The sequence below is a fragment of the Burkholderia diffusa genome, assembly GCF_902499115.1.
GTDB classification, from domain to species: Bacteria; Pseudomonadota; Gammaproteobacteria; order Burkholderiales; family Burkholderiaceae; genus Burkholderia; species Burkholderia diffusa.
The window spans coordinates 103,859-120,144 of record NZ_CABVPN010000003.1 but is presented as its reverse complement, the minus strand read 5'-3'; the positions used below and the strand labels follow the sequence as shown (position 1 = coordinate 120,144).

At 68.7% G+C, this 16,286-nt stretch carries 16 protein-coding genes and 1 pseudogene; 8 read left to right on the top strand and 9 right to left on the bottom strand.

The window, feature by feature from the left end; translation table 11 throughout:
• Positions 1-10: 10 nt before the first annotated feature.
• The 3 genes from mdcA to madL all read right to left on the bottom strand — a co-directional run bounded on the left by mdcA (position 11) and on the right by madL (position 2,962).
• Positions 11-1,657, bottom strand: a complete 1,647-nt coding sequence (mdcA, locus tag BTE28158_RS04090; protein WP_151051772.1) for a malonate decarboxylase subunit alpha — start codon at positions 1,655-1,657, stop codon at positions 11-13.
• A 130-nt stretch (positions 1,658-1,787) separates the two neighbouring features.
• Positions 1,788-2,555 (bottom strand): malonate transporter subunit MadM, encoded by a 768-nt coding sequence (gene madM, locus BTE28158_RS04085; protein WP_151051770.1) that lies wholly within the window; start codon positions 2,553-2,555, stop codon positions 1,788-1,790.
• Between the two features lie 11 nt (positions 2,556-2,566).
• Entirely contained in the window at positions 2,567-2,962 is a 396-nt protein-coding gene (gene madL, locus BTE28158_RS04080; RefSeq protein ID WP_124626698.1) for a malonate transporter subunit MadL, read from the bottom strand.
• Between the two features lie 329 nt (positions 2,963-3,291).
• Here madL and BTE28158_RS04075 point away from each other — a divergent pair, with 329 nt between their 5' ends.
• Entirely contained in the window at positions 3,292-4,140 is an 849-nt protein-coding gene (locus BTE28158_RS04075) for a LysR substrate-binding domain-containing protein (protein ID WP_114176641.1), read from the top strand.
• 170 nt (positions 4,141-4,310) lie between these two features.
• Positions 4,311-4,592: a DUF4148 domain-containing protein gene (locus BTE28158_RS04070; protein ID WP_124626700.1), complete on the top strand. Its 282-nt coding sequence runs from the start codon at positions 4,311-4,313 to the stop codon at positions 4,590-4,592.
• A 28-nt stretch (positions 4,593-4,620) separates the two neighbouring features.
• Here the strand turns inward: BTE28158_RS04070 and BTE28158_RS04065 are convergent, their stop codons facing one another.
• A complete protein-coding gene (locus BTE28158_RS04065) occupies positions 4,621-5,538 on the bottom strand; it encodes a 3-hydroxyacyl-CoA dehydrogenase NAD-binding domain-containing protein (protein ID WP_151051768.1) in 918 nt (305 codons plus the stop codon).
• A gap of 241 nt (positions 5,539-5,779) precedes the next feature.
• On the opposite strand from BTE28158_RS04065, the gene BTE28158_RS04060 reads away from it, so the two are divergent.
• Together BTE28158_RS04060 and BTE28158_RS04055 are read left to right on the top strand one after the other, a co-directional pair.
• Positions 5,780-6,220, top strand: coding sequence for an Hsp20/alpha crystallin family protein (locus BTE28158_RS04060; protein WP_151051766.1), 441 nt, complete (start codon positions 5,780-5,782; stop codon positions 6,218-6,220).
• A 27-nt stretch (positions 6,221-6,247) separates the two neighbouring features.
• Entirely contained in the window at positions 6,248-6,670 is a 423-nt protein-coding gene (locus BTE28158_RS04055; RefSeq protein WP_059603522.1) for an Hsp20/alpha crystallin family protein, read from the top strand.
• 113 nt (positions 6,671-6,783) lie between these two features.
• Here the strand turns inward: BTE28158_RS04055 and BTE28158_RS04050 are convergent, their stop codons facing one another.
• Positions 6,784-7,086: a TFIIB-type zinc ribbon-containing protein gene (locus BTE28158_RS04050; RefSeq protein WP_151051764.1), complete on the bottom strand. Its 303-nt coding sequence runs from the start codon at positions 7,084-7,086 to the stop codon at positions 6,784-6,786.
• A gap of 84 nt (positions 7,087-7,170) precedes the next feature.
• The gene (locus tag BTE28158_RS04045; protein WP_059603516.1) at positions 7,171-7,926 is read right to left on the bottom strand and encodes a TerC family protein; all 756 of its coding nucleotides are present in this window, start codon (positions 7,924-7,926) and stop codon (positions 7,171-7,173) included.
• Positions 7,927-8,033: 107 nt separating this feature from the next.
• Between BTE28158_RS04045 and BTE28158_RS04040 the strand changes: the two genes are divergently transcribed.
• Both BTE28158_RS04040 and BTE28158_RS04035 read left to right on the top strand, forming a co-directional pair.
• Positions 8,034-8,927: a LysR family transcriptional regulator gene (locus BTE28158_RS04040; RefSeq protein WP_124902046.1), complete on the top strand. Its 894-nt coding sequence runs from the start codon at positions 8,034-8,036 to the stop codon at positions 8,925-8,927.
• Between the two features lie 126 nt (positions 8,928-9,053).
• The gene (locus BTE28158_RS04035) at positions 9,054-10,133 is read left to right on the top strand and encodes a DUF2242 domain-containing protein (protein WP_174919694.1); all 1,080 of its coding nucleotides are present in this window, start codon (positions 9,054-9,056) and stop codon (positions 10,131-10,133) included.
• 270 nt (positions 10,134-10,403) lie between these two features.
• Here the strand turns inward: BTE28158_RS04035 and BTE28158_RS04030 are convergent, their stop codons facing one another.
• Positions 10,404-11,324: a pyridoxal-phosphate dependent enzyme gene (locus BTE28158_RS04030; protein ID WP_151051706.1), complete on the bottom strand. Its 921-nt coding sequence runs from the start codon at positions 11,322-11,324 to the stop codon at positions 10,404-10,406.
• Between the two features lie 172 nt (positions 11,325-11,496).
• Here BTE28158_RS04030 and BTE28158_RS04025 point away from each other — a divergent pair, with 172 nt between their 5' ends.
• Entirely contained in the window at positions 11,497-12,408 is a 912-nt protein-coding gene (locus BTE28158_RS04025; RefSeq protein ID WP_124623184.1) for a LysR family transcriptional regulator, read from the top strand.
• A 504-nt stretch (positions 12,409-12,912) separates the two neighbouring features.
• Positions 12,913-13,656: pseudogene (locus BTE28158_RS04020) on the top strand (MFS transporter); the annotation flags it as partial.
• A 206-nt stretch (positions 13,657-13,862) separates the two neighbouring features.
• Here BTE28158_RS04020 and BTE28158_RS04015 read toward each other — a convergent pair.
• Positions 13,863-15,293 (bottom strand): purine-cytosine permease family protein, encoded by a 1,431-nt coding sequence (locus tag BTE28158_RS04015; protein ID WP_151051704.1) that lies wholly within the window; start codon positions 15,291-15,293, stop codon positions 13,863-13,865.
• Between the two features lie 314 nt (positions 15,294-15,607).
• On the bottom strand, positions 15,608-16,285 hold the full coding sequence (locus BTE28158_RS04010) for an SOS response-associated peptidase family protein (protein WP_059603497.1): 678 nt from the start codon (positions 16,283-16,285) through the stop codon (positions 15,608-15,610).
• Position 16,286 lies beyond the last annotated feature (1 nt).

The window sequence follows — 16,286 nt, the reverse complement described above, 5'->3', positions numbered from 1 at the left end:
GCCCTCTTCCTCACCAGTTGCGGAACCGGGCCGGCGGCGCATACAGGCCGCCCGACCAGTGCACGAGATCCTTGATCGAGCGCGCGGCGAGCCAGCGGCGGTCGGCGTCGAGCGGATCGATGCCGAGATCTTCCGGGCGGCGGATCACGCCGCGCTCGCGCAGGCGCTCGACCATTCTGCGGTCGCGGCCGCGGCCGACTTCCGTGTAGCCGGCCACGCCGCGGATCGCATGCTCGCGTTCGTCCTTGTCGCGGCACATCAGCAGGTTCGCGATCCCTTCCTCGGTGACGATGTGCGTGACGTCGTCGCCGTAGACCATGATCGGTGCGAGGTCGAGCTGCAGCTTGTCGGCGAGCTTCAGCGCATCGAGCTTCTCGACGAACATCGGCACGTTCTTGTCGCCGAAGGTCTCGCCGATCTGCACGACCAGCTTGCGGCCGCGCCTGAGCGCCGCCGGCGTGTCCGGGTCGGCTTCCGCGCCGGCCTTCAGCCACGGCTCGCTCGGGTGGCGGCGGCCGCGCGCGTCGCTGCCCATGTTCGGCGCGCCGCCGAAACCGGCGATCCGCTCGGCGGTGACCGTCGACGAATGGCCGGACAGGTCGATCTGCAGCGTCGAGCCGATGAACATGTCGCACGCGTAAAGGCCGGCGGTCTGGCAGAACGCACGGTTCGAGCGAAGCGAGCCGTCCGGGCCCGTGAACCACACGTCGGAGCGCGCGCGGATGTAGTCGTCCATCCCGACTTCGGAGCCGAAGCAGTGGATCTGCTCGACCCAGCCCGATTCGATCGCGGGAATCAGCGTCGGGTGCGGATTGAGCGCCCAGTGCGTGCAGACCTTGCCTTTCAGCCCGAGCTTCGCGCCGTAGGTCGGCAGCAGCAGCTCGATCGCGGCCGTGTTGAAGCCGATCCCGTGATTCAGGCGCTTGATCCCGTACGGTTCGTAGATGCCCTTGATCGCGAGCATCGCGGTCAGGATCTGTGTCTCGGTGATCGCGGCCGGGTCGCGCGTGAACAGCGGCTCGACGTAGAACGGCCGGCCGGCCTCGACGACGAAATGCACGCGGTCGCCCGGGATGTCGACGCGCGGCACCTTGTCGACGATCCGGTCGACCTGCGCGATCACGATGCCGTCCTTGAACGCGGTGGCCTCGACGACGGTCGGCGTGTCTTCCGTGTTCGGGCCGGTATAGAGATTGCCGTCGGCGTCGGCGCTGACCGCCGCGATCAGCGCGACATGCGGCGTGAGGTCGATGAAGTAGCGCGCGAACAGTTCGAGATACGTGTGCACCGCGCCGAGCGCGATCTTGCCGCCGAACAGCAGCTTCGCGATCCGCTGCGACTGCGGGCCCGAATACGCGAAGTCGAGCCGCTTCGCGATGCCGCGCTCGAACACGTCGAGATGCTCGGGCAGCACGACGCCCGACTGCACCATGTGCAGGTCGTGGATCTTCGCGCTGTCGACGTCGGCGAGCGCCGTCGCGAGCAGGTCGGCCTGCTTCTGGTTGTCGCCTTCGAGGCACACGCGGTCGCCGGGCCGCAGCACTGCTTCCAGCAACGCGACGGCGTCGCGCGCATCGACCCGCTTGCCCCGCGCGAATGCCGCGCCGGCCGCGAGGCGTGCATCGCGCGCCTGCCGCGCGTGATTCCATCCCGTCATGAACAGTTCTCCCGCTTCGATGGTTCAGCGGCATTCTAAGCCTGGCGCCGCCGCCGATTGATGATGTTGACGAATGCGACTCAGAGGACGCCGCGATGGATGCGGCCCGCGCGCGACGGGCCATGCGCGGTCACGCGCCGACCAGCGCGCGCGTCGTGAAGAACAGCACCGACGGCCCGAGCAGGCAGCCGACGCCGGTATGGAACGTCGCGACCAGCGCGCCATACGGCACGAGCCGGCGGTCGGTCGCGGCAAGCCCCGCACTCACGCCGCTCACGGTGCCGGCCAGGCCGCCGAAGATCATCGCGGAGCGCGGCGTCTTCAGGCCCATGAAGCTGGCCGCGACCGGCGTGCCGACCATCACGATGATTGCCTTCACGAGCCCGGTCGCGATGCTGAGCGCGATCACGTCGGAGCCCGCACCGATCGCCGCGCCCGTGACGGGCCCGACGATGTAGGTGACGGCGCCCGCGCCGATCGTCGTCATGCTGACCGCGTCGGTATAGCCGAACGCGCGCGCGATGCACGCGCCGACGATGAACGGCAGCACGGTGCCGAGCAGCAGCGACACGACGCCGACGAGGCCGGCCTTGCGCGCCTCGGCCGGCTGCACTTCGAACGCGGTCGCGACGATCGCGAAATCGCGCAGCATCGCGCCGCCCATCAGGCCGATACCGGCGAACAGCTTGACGTCGGCCAGCCCCTTCTCGCCACCGGTGAATGCGCCGCCGACATAGGCGAGCACGAGGCCGATCACGATCGCGATCGCGGAGCCGTGCACGCGGCCGAACGTGAGCTTGCGCGACGCGATCGACGACAGCCACATGATCAGGCCGACCAGCGCGAACGATGCGACGAGCCCGTTGTGGGCGACGGTTTTTTCGAGCATCTGCAACATGGTGGCCTCCGTCACTGTTCTTCGAATTGCGGCACGCCCGCGAAGGCCGTGTCGTCGCGCCCGGTGCGCACGAGTACCGCGATGCAGCATGCGCAGATCGCGACCGCGCCAATGGCGGCCAGCAGCGCGACGGGGCCGCCCTTGAGCGCGGCGACGACGTTCTGGTTCGCGGCCATCGCGACGACCACCGGGATGTACATCGCGCCCCAGAAACCGACGCCGGCCTCGGTCTCCTTCGGCAGCCAGCCACGGCGATGCAGCCACAGGCGCAGGCAGATCAGCAGCAGCATCGCTATGCCGACGCCGCCGACGTTGGTTTTCACGCCGATCGCGGTGCCAAGCAGGTCGCCAAGGAACAGTCCGGCCAGGTGGCAGAACGCCAGCAGCGCGGTTCCGTAGATGATCATGAGTCGTCTCCAGTCTCTTCGTGACGGGCGCCGAACGCGTGCGGGAGTCAGGCCCGCACGCCGATCCCGGGCGGACTGTCTGTCTCCTGCGGCGGTGCGCCGCGGCCCGGCGGCTCGTCGTGCGAGCACGTTCTCGGGGTCGATGGGATGATGCGGTTTCGGGCCGGACGCCGGATGGCTTAGACTGACCGATGCAGCCGGCGGCGCGACACGGGCTACGCGTCTGGTGGCCCCCGGTCGCAGAGGTCGCACCGGCGCGTGATCCGATACTAGCCCCGCATAATCCGGCCATTTATGAAGTTGTCGAAACCGATTCAGTGGATTTAGCAATGCGCCCGTTACCGCCTGAGCTGCTGCGCAGCTTCGTTGCCGTCGCCCAGTCCGGCAGTTTCACCGCCGCATCCGAGCGCGTGAGCCTGTCGCAGTCGACCGTCAGCCAGCACATCCGCCGCCTCGAGGAGCTGCTCGACCGGCCGCTGTTCGAGCGCGACACGCGCAACGTGCACCTGTCGCAGCACGGCGACGCGCTGTTCCGCTACGCGGTGCGCATCCTCGAGCTGATGGACGAGGCCGTCACGTCGGTGTGCGGCCCACCGCTGTCGGGCAAGGTGCGGCTCGCGATGTCGGAGGATTTCGCGTCCGCGCACCTGACGGCCGCGCTCGCGAGCTTCGTGCAGCGCAATCCGGACGTCGAGCTTGCGATCTCGACGGGGCTGTCGGGCGACCTGTTCGACGCGCTCGACGAAGGCCGGCACGATCTGGTGTTCGCGAAACGCATCGCCGGCAGCCGGCGCGGCCGCGTGATCCGCAGCGAGCCGCTGTACTGGTGCACCGGCCCCGATTCGCGGATCACCGGCCACGAGGCCGTGCTGCCGCTCGCGATGCATCCGGAGCCGAGCGTGTCGCGCCGCCGCGTGCTCGAGTCGCTCGAGGCGGTCGGCCGCCCGTACCGGATCGCCGTCGTGAGCAGCAGCATCGCGGTGCTGCGCGCGGCCGCGAGCGCGGGGCTCGGCGTCAGCGCGTTCGCCGGCTACGTGATTCCGGCCGGGCTCGCGCGGCTCGACGCAGGGCTGCCCGAACTCGGCGAACTCGAATACGTGATCGACCGCCCGGCGGCCGCGTCGCGCTCGACGCTCGCGCTCGAAGCCACGCTGATCACGGCGGCGGCCGAGCTGTAGCGCGGCACCGCGCGCCCGGCCGCACCCGGGCGCGTCCGTCGCACCTGACAGCGTTGCCCGGAACGCGTCATCGTCCGCGCAGCACCCGCTCGCGACAATGGGCTCACATCGGAACGCATCGCACCTCGCCGCGCGCCTCCGGTACCCCGTCCCATTGATCGGAGCCCACCATGAAGAACGTCCTGCGATTCGCCGTCGCGACCGCTGCAGCCGCCCTGCTGTCCCCCGCCTTTGCCCAGACCGATGCGTCGGCCCCCACACCGGGGCTGACCCGCGCGGAAGTCATCGACCAGCTCAAGCAGGCCTATCTCGACGGCGAACTGCCGACGAACGACGGCAACTACCCGCCGAACGCTGCGACGCGCGCGCGCAATCGCGAACTCGTGCAGGCCGCGAGCCCCGCCTGGCTGGCCCAGACGCCGCCCGCCCGCCAGGCGATGTCGCAGCAATAGCCAGCGCAGCCGCGCCGGCGCGCCCGGATCAGGGCAGGAAGCTACGGCGCCGCGCGTCGATCAGCTCGACGAGCAACCGGTCGCGCTCGGCCGCCAGTTCCTGCATCGAATGCTCACCCTGGATCGCGCGCAGTTCATCGTTCAGCTTGCGATCGACTTCCGGATCGAACGACGGCGTGCCGAGGTCGTCCCACCAGCTCGTGATCGGCCGCGACAGGTGTTCGAGAAAGTGCGCGATCCCGCCCGCGCCACCGCCGAGGTGATAGGTCAGGCACTGCCCCATCAGCCCCCAGCGCAAGCCCGGGCCCCACGCGACGGCCTTGTCCGCATCGGCGACGCTCACGACGCCTTCGCCGACGAGGTGATACACCTCGCGGAACAGCGCGGCCGCGAGGCGGTTCGCGACGTGGCCGGTCATCTCCTTGTTGAGCACGATCGTCTGCTTGCCGAGCGCGTCGTAGAAATCCTTCACGCGCGCGATCATGCTCGAGTCGGTCGCGTCGCCGCCGACCAGCTCGACGAGCGGGATCAGGTGTGGCGGATTGAACGGGTGCGCGATCAGGCAGCGTTCCGGATGCTTCGCGCACGCGGTCTGGATATCGGACATCTTCAGGCCCGACGAGCTCGACGCGATCGGCACGTGCGCGGGCAGCACGTCGTCCATCTGCCGGTACAGCGCACGCTTCAGGTCGAGCCGCTCGGGGCCGTTCTCCTGCACGAAGTCGACACCGTCCAGCGCACGCACGAGATCGGCATCGAACGACAGCCGCGCGGCAAGTTCGGCGGCGCGCTCGCCGAGAAACGCAGCCAGCGCGTCGCGCAGCCGCACGTCGGCCTGCGGCGCCGGGTCGGTCGCGACGACGTCGAAACCCTGCGTCAGATAGAAAGCCGTCCAGCTCGCGCCGATCACGCCGGTGCCGACGATCGCGATACGTTGAATGTCCATGTGCGTCCCGTTTCCGTGGTCAGTTGATGCGCGGGGATTGTCGCATCGATTCGCGGCGTCGCGCTGCGGCGATGCAACGTGCGATTTCCCTCTTGAAATACGTTTCGACGGCCTCTAATTACGCGGTGCCGGGCAGTGCCGGTATCGCGCACCGCCCCGTTTCAATCCCGCGGAAAACCGCGCGGCACCTTGTCGTCAACGCCCGTCGCGTATTCCGCGCTTCACGTGCAGGAGGACCATCATGAGCGATCTCTATTTCGGCAACGACCTGTTCGACGAATTCGCCCGCGTCCAGCGCCAGATGGCGGGCCTGTTCGGCGGGCTTCCGACCGGCATCCGCGAGGGCCGGCCAAGCGCGTTCCCCGCGCTGAACATCGGCGCCACCGACGACACGATCGAAATCGTCGCGTTCGCGCCCGGCATGGCCGCGGCGGACTTCGACGTATCGATCGACAAGGATCTGCTGACGATCAGCGGCGAGCGCAAGCCCGTGCCGCAGCAAGCCGGCGACGACGTGCGCACGTATGCGCAGGAGCGCTTTCACGGCAAGTTCCGCCGCGTGGTCGAGCTGCCGCAGAACGCCGATCCCGACAACGTCAGCGCCCGCTACCAAAACGGCTGCCTGCTGATTCGCGTCGGGCGTCGCGAAGAATCGAAGCCGCGCGCCATCACCGTCCAGTAACCTCGGCATCACCCTCAGGAGAACGACATGAATACGAGCCAGACCCTGACCGAACGCCAGCCCGGCACCCCGTCCGCTGGCGCTACCGCCGCCGCCGAGGACGCATCGCGTCGGCCCGCGATCGTGCCGGCCGTCGACATCGTCGAAGATTCGCAGTGCGTCACGCTGCGCGCCGATCTGCCCGGCGTGCCGCGGGAAAACCTCGACGTGAAGGTGCACGACAGTACGCTGACGATCGAAGCCGAAGCGCGCATCGACACGCCGGCCGAGTTGCGCGTGCGGCATGCGGAAGTTCGCGCGCCGCGCTTCGTTCGCACGTTCGCGCTGAGTGCGGACCTCGACACGTCGAGGATCGACGCGAACCTGCGCGACGGCGTGCTCACGCTGACGATTCCGCGTCGCGAAGAAGCCCGCCCGCGCCGTATCGACGTGAAAGCCGGCGACGCATGAGCGTCGCGCCCCGGCACTGCCCGTGGCCGTACCGGCGATGAACAAGCCCCGCCAGGCAACGCCTGTGCGGGGCTTGTTTCACGACGCGCGGCATGCGGCGGCTGCCGGTGGCTTCAATCGAAATCGAACAGGTCGAACACCGACTTCTTGCGACGCCGGCCGTCGTGCCGGTAACGCTCGTCGTGCGAGCGCCCGTCGCGTCCCCAACCGTCGTCGCGACCGCGCTGCGCGGGCGCATCGGGTGGCGCCGGCGCGGCGTCGCGGCGTGCCGGCGCGTCATCGGTTTCGCGGGCGATCAGCTTGTCGAGTTCGCCGCGATCGAGCCACACGCCGCGGCAGGTGGGACAGTAGTCGATCTCGATCGACTGGCGCTCGGCCATCAGCAGGTCGGGCGTCTTGCAGACAGGGCATTTCATCGCGTCTCTCCTTTCCGGGCGAATGTCGTCCGGGTTCCGTGTGACGCGCGCGAGCCGGCCACAGCCGGCGTCACGCGCGGTGGCTCAGTGACCTTGCGTGCGTGCCGCGCGCTTCGCCTTCGCACGCCGAGCCAGCATGTTCATGCCTTCGACGAAGGCCGAGAACGCCATCGCCGCGTAGATGTAACCCTTCGGCACGTGCGAACCGAACCCTTCGGCGATCAGCGTCATGCCGATCACGACCAGGAACGACAGCGCGAGCATCACGATGGTCGGGTTGCGGTCGATGAAGCGTGCGAGCGGCTGCGCGGCGAACAGCATCACGCTCACCGCGACGATCACCGCGACGAACATGATCGGCACGTGTTCGGTCATGCCGATCGCGGTCACGATGCTGTCGATCGAGAACACGATGTCGAGCATCACGATCTGGCCGATCGCGGCCCACATCGTCAGGCCGGCCGCGCCGCCGGCACCGCCCGCGCCTTCACCGTCGTGCGACACGTGGTGATGGATCTCGGTGGTCGCCTTCCACACGAGGAACAGGCCGCCCGACAGCAGGATCATGTCGCGCCACGAGAACGCGTGATCGAACAGGGTGAATACGGGTTCGGTGAGGCTCGCGATCCACGCGACGCTGCCGAGCAGCGCGAGGCGCATCACCAGCGCGAGCGCGATACCGAGGCGCTGCGTGCGGGCGCGCTGCGCTTCGGGCAGCTTGTTGCTGAGGATCGAGATGAAGATCAGGTTGTCGATGCCGAGCACGACTTCCATCACGACGAGCGTGAGGAGCGCGGCCCAGACGGCGGGGTCGGCGGCAAGCGTCAGCAGGTAGTCCATGAATGGGCCGATACGAAAGTGGAAAGCCAGATGATATGCCGCCACGAACTTCGTAAAAATCAGAGAGAATCTGATTTTTAATTCGGTTTTTCCGAAATTACGATCCGATGCTCAATTTCCGACATCTGTACTATTTCTGGGTCGTCGTGAAGGAAGGCGGCTTCGCGCGCGCGGCCGCGCGGCTCGACATGGCCGTGCAGACGATCAGCGCGCAGGTGCGCGAACTCGAGAAGGCGCTCGGGCACCAGTTGCTGCGCCCCGCCGGGCGCGGCGTCGCGATGACCGACGCCGGCCAGGCCGCGTATGCGCGCGCGGAGGTCATCTTCGAGATGGGCCGGCTGATTCCCGACGAAGTGCGCGCGGCGGCCAGCCAGCCGACTGTGCGGCTCGCGGTCGGGCTCGCCGACGGCATCTCCAAGCTCGCCGCGCACGCGATCCTCGCGCCCGTGCTGGATACGCCCACGCTGCGGCTGCTGTGCCACGAGGGCGAGCACGACGCGCTGCTCGCGGAACTGGCGCTGCATCACCTCGACCTCGTGCTGGCGGGCCAGGGCGCGCCGTCGGGGTCGAACCTGCGCGTGACGAGCGAGCGGCTCGTCGCGTCGCCGGTCGACTGGTACGGACCCGCGGCACTCGTCACGCCGGCTGCGCGGCAGCGCTTTCCGCAGTGCCTCGCCGAGCTGCCGGTGCTGCTGCCGACCGCCCACTCGGCGCTGCGCGCCCGCCTCGACCTGTGGCTGGAACGGGAACGGATCGTGCCGCGCGTGGCCGGGGAATTCGAGGACAGCGCGCTGATGGCCGTGTTCGCGGCGCGCGGCCTCGGCGTGTTTCCGCTCAGCGAACTCGGCGCGAACGACGCGTCGCTGCTGCGCGGGCTGCGCCGGCTCGGCCGGGCGGGCGACGTGACCGAGGAGATCCATGCGATCCGCTCGCGGCGCGGCGAACACCACCCGCTGGCGTCGCGCCTGCTCGCCGCCGCGCGGCCGGCGCCGACCGCCTGAAGCGAGCGCGACATCAAACGAAACTATAATGACGCCCCGGCCATACGAGATTGCCACGCGCATCGCACCGGCCCCGCCGCTGCGCCCGCAGCTCCGCGCATCTCGCCGAGCCTTCTGAAAGACGCCATGCACAACCGATTTCGCCTGTTTTCCGTTTCGTGCGCGCTCGCGGCCGCGACCGTGCTGGCGGCGTGCTCGTCGCCGCCCAAGCCGATCTACCAGCAGGAGCAGTTCGACGCAACGAGCAGCCCGTACGCGCACACGTTCCGCTCGAAATCCGACGCGTCCTGCGAGGCCGCGCGGCGCGCGCTGCTGAGCCAGGGCTACGTGGTGTCGTCGTCGCGCAACGATGCGGTCGACGGCAGCAAGAATTTCCAGCCGAGCAACGACATGCACGTCGTGATCGAGTTTCACGTCGTGTGCGCCGACGCGAATGCCGACGGCTCGTCGAGCATCGCGTACGTGAACGCGGTGCAGGACCGCTACACGCTGAAGAAGTCGAATACGTCGGCGAGCGTCGGGCTCAGCGTGTTCGGCTCGCTGTCGCTGCCGATCGGGTCGAGCGACGACGCGCTCGTCAAGACCGCCAGCGAGACGATTCCCGCCGGCGTGTTCTACGAGCGCTTCTTCAACCTCGTCGAGCATTTTCTGAAGATCGATCCGGCCCGCCGCGACCGCGCAACCGTGAAGGCGGCCGAGAAGGAACCCGTCACGCCGCTGCCCGAACCCGCGCCGACGCCGCAGGGCGAGCCGATGAAGATGACGACGCCGGTCGTGCCGACGCCGCCCGCCGCGCCGGTGCCGCTGTCGGGGCCGGGCGTCGCGCCGGCTTCGGGCATGTCGGCCGCGCCTGCCTCGCCTGCGGCATCGGCCGTGGTCGCGCCGGCGGCGATGCGGGGTGGCGTGCCGGCTTCGCCCTCGGCATCGGCTCCGGCACCCGCGTCGGCTGTGCCTGCTTCGATGTCGGCTTCGGCACCTGCCTCCGTTCGGACGCCCGCGTCTGCCTCGGCACCGCCCGCATCGACGCCTGCCGCTGCCACGCGAACTGCACCAACGTCGGCATCGGCCGCGCCTGCCCCGGCAGCCTCGGCACCGGCCCCCGCGAACGCTGCTCCGGTATCGGCTGACAAGGCCCCCGCGCCCGCTGCCGCCGATCCAGTCGCCTCGTCCGCACCGACCGGTGCCAGCGCGCCGTCCGCGAACTGATCGCGCGACCGTCTCTCCGCGTCGTGCGCCCGTCGCGCGCGGCGCGCCATGTGCGCCCTTCCCCGCCGCGCCACGTGATCGTCGTACACCCGAAGGCCGGTTGCGCATGCGCGCCGTAACGTGACCGGCGATCGAGTGCAACCCGTCGCGCGGACCACATGAATCCCGGGTCCTCGGACGCCCCCGATCATTCCCGCCGCGCGATCACGCCGTCGTTACGTCTTCGCCCGCATCGCCGCCCGGCTGCGCCGCGGCACGCGCGCCACCGCGTTACTGCAACGTCGCGTTCAGCGTCTGCAACTGCTCGGCCGTCGCCGTCACGCCGCCGCACACGATCACCGCGATATCCGACGCACGAGCAAGCACCGGCACCGGCTGTTCGAGCGCGGCCAGCGCGGCGCCGCACGCCGGCTCGACGACGATCCGGTGCTCGTCGACGAACCGCAGCGACGCAGCCACCGCCTGCGCATCCGACACGACGACCGGATGGATCGCGTGCCGCTTCGCCCACTCGACCGCCGCGTCGCACGGCCGCTTCGCGCCGAGCGACGTCGCGATGCTCGTGATCGCCGGCAATTCGACCGGATGCCCCTGCGCGACCGAGCGCGCATAGCTGTCCGCGCCCTCCGTCTCGACCGCGACGACCGGCACGTCGTGCCAGCCGTTGCGTGCGAGCCCCTCGAGGACGCCGCACAGCAGCCCGCCCCCACCGACCGCGAGCACGACCGCGTCGGGTTTCGGGCCGGCCGCCGCCATCTCGTCGATCATCGTCGCGTGCCCCTGCCACAGCACGGGGTCGTCGAACGGATGCACGAACGCGTCATGCGCACCGACGGCCGACAGCGCGTAAGCGTTCGCCTCGACCCAGCTCGCGCCGTGTACGACCACCTCCGCGCCCTCCGCGCGGATCAGCGCCCGCGCGCGGGCCGACGCGGTTTCCGGCACGGCGACGAGCACCGGCACGCCGAGCTCGCGACCGCAATACGCAACCGCGATGCCCGCATTGCCGCCCGACGACGACACGAACCGGCGCGCGCCGGCCGCATGCCGCGCTTCGCACACCGCGCCGATGCCGCGCAATTTGAACGAACCGGACGGCTGCAGCGCGTCGAGCTTCAATCGGATGTGCTTGCCGAGACGGCGCGACGCGATTTGCGAGCGGATATAGGGGGTCTGGATATGAAGCGGCATGGTGCGGGACACGGTCGGGACAAAGGGAACGCACGCGGCCCGTGAACGGGCCCGGCAACGTCGATCATCGTACGGCACGTCCGCCATGCTTTTCCAATACCATCGAATGGCACTTGCTATGCTTGACAGGCATATCCACCGAATCAAGGCCGACAACCGGAGTCGACACCGCATGCGCCAGATCGAACTGCGTCACCTGCGTTACTTCGTGGCCGTCGCGCAGGCCGGCAGCGTGATGGCCGGCGCCCGCGCGGCGGGCATCGTCCAGCCTGCGCTGTCGCGGCAGATTCGCGAGCTCGAGGATGCGATCGGCACGCCGCTGCTGATCCGCCGCGCGACGGGCGTCACGCTGACGGCGGCCGGCGCGAGTTTCCTGCAGGATGCGACGGGCCTGCTCGCGACGTTGCAGGACAGCCGCGAACGCGCGTTGCGCAGCGCGTCCGGCCAGCTCGGCGAGCTGCGCCTCGGCGCGCTGCCGAACTGCCTGCCGCTGCCGGTCGTCGCGAACGTGCTGAAGGCGTTTCGCGACGCGTGTCCGGACGTGAAGCTATCGATCGCGCCGATGCTGTCTGCCGAACAGGCGGCAGCGCTGACGCGCGGCCAGCTCGACGGCGGCATCATGGCGTGGCGCCGAGACGAAGCGCCGCATCTGTCGGGCGTGCGGCTGCTGAGCGACCGCTTCGTGCTCGCGATGCCCGCGCCGCCCGGCGGCCGCTTCCGCGCGCCGCGCACGCTCGCCGACGTCGCACACGAACCGTTCGTCTGGTTCGACGCGCAGCGCTCCGCCGCGCACCACCGCTTCCTGATGGTGCAGTGCGAACAGGCCGGCTTCACGCCGCGCATCGCGCAGGTGGGTAGCGACATCCCGACGCTGATCGGTCTCGTGGCGGCCGGCATGGGCTGCGCATTCGTGCCGGAAAGCGCGTCGCCGACGTGCCCGCGCACGGTCCGGCTCGTCGCGCTCGACGAACTCGCGAGCCGCTTCGACATCGAGTTCGTATTCGACGGTGCGGCGGTGCCGGCGTCTCCCGTCGTCGCGCGGTTTCTCGAAGCAGTGCGCGACGCGGCCGGCCAGGCGGAATGATCGATCGCCGACATGCGCCATCCGTGCGCGGGCGGTGGATTCCGCCTCGTCGCATGGCCGTGGATTCAGCCGGCTTCGCCGTTATCGCGCACTAAACATCCGCTCGGACCGACGAAAAATCTTTCAGATCGAAGGCGAATGACGCCGTCACGTCGGAATTGTTAAATTGGCACCAAAAGAGGCCGTTAAACGTCAGTTCGAAAGCCTATGCCCCGAAATATACTGCGCCCGCATCCAACCCTCGTGCCAAAGAGCGGATGCTTTTCGCCCCGGTCACGGCCCCCCTGTGACCGGGGCTTTTTTCGACGGCGAGCCGCGCCGACGAATCGCTGAAACCTGCGCCCCACGGGCCGCACGCGCATGCCGCCTCGACTCCGGATTATTGATATCGAATCAAGATAATTTCGCCGGAGCGCGGCTTTTTCCGCAAAAGTAATGCAGGCACACTTCACCCTGTCCGCAATGGCCCGGTGCCGTTGCCCAATGCTTGCAGGAGCTCATCGCGTGAACAGCACGACTTCTTCCCCTTCCCGCCCGGGCGGCAGCGCCGCGCTGCCGCTGCTGGCGCTCGCCGCCGGGGCCTTCGGCATCGGCACGACCGAGTTCTCGCCGATGGGCCTCTTGCCCGTGATCGCCGACGGCGTGCACGTGTCGATTCCGCAGGCAGGCATGCTGATCAGCGCGTATGCGATCGGCGTGATGGTCGGCGCGCCGCTGATGACGCTGCTGCTCGCGCGCTGGTCGCATCGCTCGGCGCTGATCGCGCTGATGTCGATCTTCACGATCGGCAACCTGTTGTCGGCCGTCGCGCCGGACTACACGACGCTGCTGCTCGCACGGCTCGTCACGAGCCTCAACCACGGCGCATTCTTCGGGCTCGGCTCGGTGGTCGCGGCGAGCCTCGTGCCGCGTGAAAAGCAGGCCAGCGCGGTCGCGACGATGTTCATGGGCCTCACGATCGCGAACGTCGGCGGCGTGCCGGCCGCGACCTGGCTCGGCCAGATGATCGGCTGGCGCATGTCGTTCGCGGCAACCGCGGCGCTCGGCCTGATCGCGATCGCCGGCCTGTTGGCCGCCCTGCCGAAGGGCGCAGCCGGCAAGATGCCGAACCTGCGCGCCGAACTGTCCGTGCTCACGCGCCCCGTCGTGCTCGGCGCGCTCGGGACCACGGTGCTCGGCGCCGGCGCGATGTTCACGCTGTACACGTATGTCGCCCCGACGCTCGAACACCTGACAGGCGCGACACCTCGTCGGCGGGCTGATCGCCGCGGCGGGACTCGCGCTGGTCGCATTGCAGATGATCCAGCGCCGCCGCGCGCCGGTCGCCGCGCGTTCGTAAGCACACGGCGATCCGCACGGCGGCGGTAAGCGACACCGCAATCGGGAAACGCCCGCACCGGCATGGACAGCTCGGCTGCCTGCCGGCACGCGGGCGAGGCGATGCGTCAGTCAGTTCAGTGCTGAACCTCGCCGCGTTCGAGCGGCAGGATCAGGCGCTCGGGGATGCTGCGTCGCGATGCACGCGCACCGACGTAGTACAGCACGGCCGGCACGACGAGGCCGAGGATCCACGAGATGTCGGTGCCGCCGAGCGCGTCGACGAGCGGGCCCGTGTAGATATGCGTCGACATGAACGGCAGCTGCACGAGGATGCCGACCACGTAGATCGTGATCGCCATCACGTTCCAGCGGCCATAGCGGCCGTCCGGATCGGACAGCGCCGGCACATCGTAGCGCGAGCGCGTGAAGCAGTAATAGTCGACCAGGTTGATCGCGCTCCAGGGCGTGAAGAACGCGAGCAGGAACAGGATGAACGCGGTGAATTCCTTCAGGAACGAATGGCGGCCGGCGAGCGCGATCAGCGTCGACACGCAGATCATCCCGAAGATGTACGCGAGACGGCTGCGTGACGACACCGCGCCCTTGCCGCGGAAACCGCTGACGATCGTCGCCATCGACATGAAGCTGCCGTACGCGTTGAGTGCCGTCACCGTCACCTTGCCGAACGCGATGGTGAAATACAGCAACGCAGCCACGGCGCCCGTCGAGCCGAGGCCGACGATGTAGGACACCTCATGGTGCGCGAACTGGCTGCCGGCCAGCGCGGCCGCGAACACGCCGAACACCATTGCCGCCTGCGCGCCGATCACCGAGCCGAGGCCAACCGCGAGGAACGTGGCGACCGACGACGTCGAACGCGGCAGGTAGCGCGAATAATCGGCGACGTACGGGCCGAACGCAATCTGCCACGACGCGGACAGCGACATCGACAGCAGGAAGCTCGCGAGCGAGAAGTGCCGGTTCGCGAGCAGCGCGCCGACGTCGTGGTTCGCGAACAGCTGCGCGAACATGTAGACGAAAGCGACGATGCCGACCACGCTCGCGATCCGGCCGACGAAGTGGATCGCACGATAGCCGAACACCGTCAGCACGACGATCACGGCCGCGAACAGCAGGATGCCGGCCGCGTCGCCGACGTGCAGCAGTTGCGCGACGGCCTGCCCGGCCAGCACCGAGCCGCTGGCGGAAAAACCGATGTACATCAGGCACACGAGCACGATCGGGATCATCGCGCCGTAGACGCCGAACTGCACGCGACTCGAGATCATCTGCGGCAAGCCGAGTTGCGGCCCCTGCGCGCCGTGCAACGCCATCACCGCGCCGCCGACGAACTGGCCGAGCAGCAGCGCGACCAGCGACCAGAACACGTCGCCGCCGAGCACGACCGCCAGCGCCCCCGTGACGATGGCCGTGATCTGCATGTTCGCCGACAGCCACAGCGTGAACTGGCTCAGCAGGCCGCCGTGGCGTTCGGCGTCGGGAATGAAATCGATCGAGCGTACCTCGATCAGACCACCGGCTTTTCCATTGGGATTCGTCGACACGGGAAAATCTCCAGGATACTGAGGATCGCAAATGGTTTGGACGAGACGGGGAACGTGCCGAGCCGCCCCTTCGACTCGTCGGGTGCGGCGCGCCGTGGATCGCCGGGGCACGCACCACGCAAGGTCCGCACGCGGGCGCGCAGCCGGCACGACCCGCGCCGAGAGTGCCAGCGGATCATCTTGTATATACAACATGGCTGATATCGGTGATTACCCGGTGTCTGGCAGTTTTGCATATCGCCCGGGAAAGCCGAGCACATCCGGCGGCCGGATGCGTCAGTTGAACGTATGAAAAATGCAGGGAAAACGAAACCTCAGGTGCCGGCGGGCGACACCTGATCGGATGCGGCGACCATGTCGCCGGCGGGAAGGAGCGTCAGCATGCGCCGCGCAGCCTCGACGTCGCGCGCATGCAGCCATTCGTCGTAGTCGTCGCGACGCAGGATCACGACGCCCCGCTTCTCGTCGCCGGGCCGATGCATGCGCGCGAACACCGGATGATCGTCGGCATTGACCGTGAGCATCGTCATGCCGATGCACTCATGGCCATCGGCGGTTTCGTAACGCCGCCAGAGGCCGGCGACGCAGCACGGTTGCCAGCCGTCGACACCGATCCGGTGCCATACGTTGCGGCCCGTTTCGTAGCACGGCTCGAAGATCCAGCGCACTGGAATCAGGCAGCGCTGGCCGTTGCGCCAGGCGTTGCCGTAGAGTCGCGACGAACCGATCGTTTCCGCGCGCGCGTTCACCGTATCGAGCTTCTTTCGCTTACGGCCGTTCTCGTCGAGACGCTCGGGCTGCATGAACTTCGGCCAGAAGCCGAACACCGCGCGAACGACCGCGAGGCCGTCACCGTCGGCACGCGCGATCGGTGCCGCGTAATCCGGATAGACGTCGGGCTCCCACGGAGCGCGACGAAACAGGTCGCCGATGCCGATCCTCAGCTCGCTGATACCCGGGTCTTCATCAGGGGCGCGGTAGTGGGTGCACACG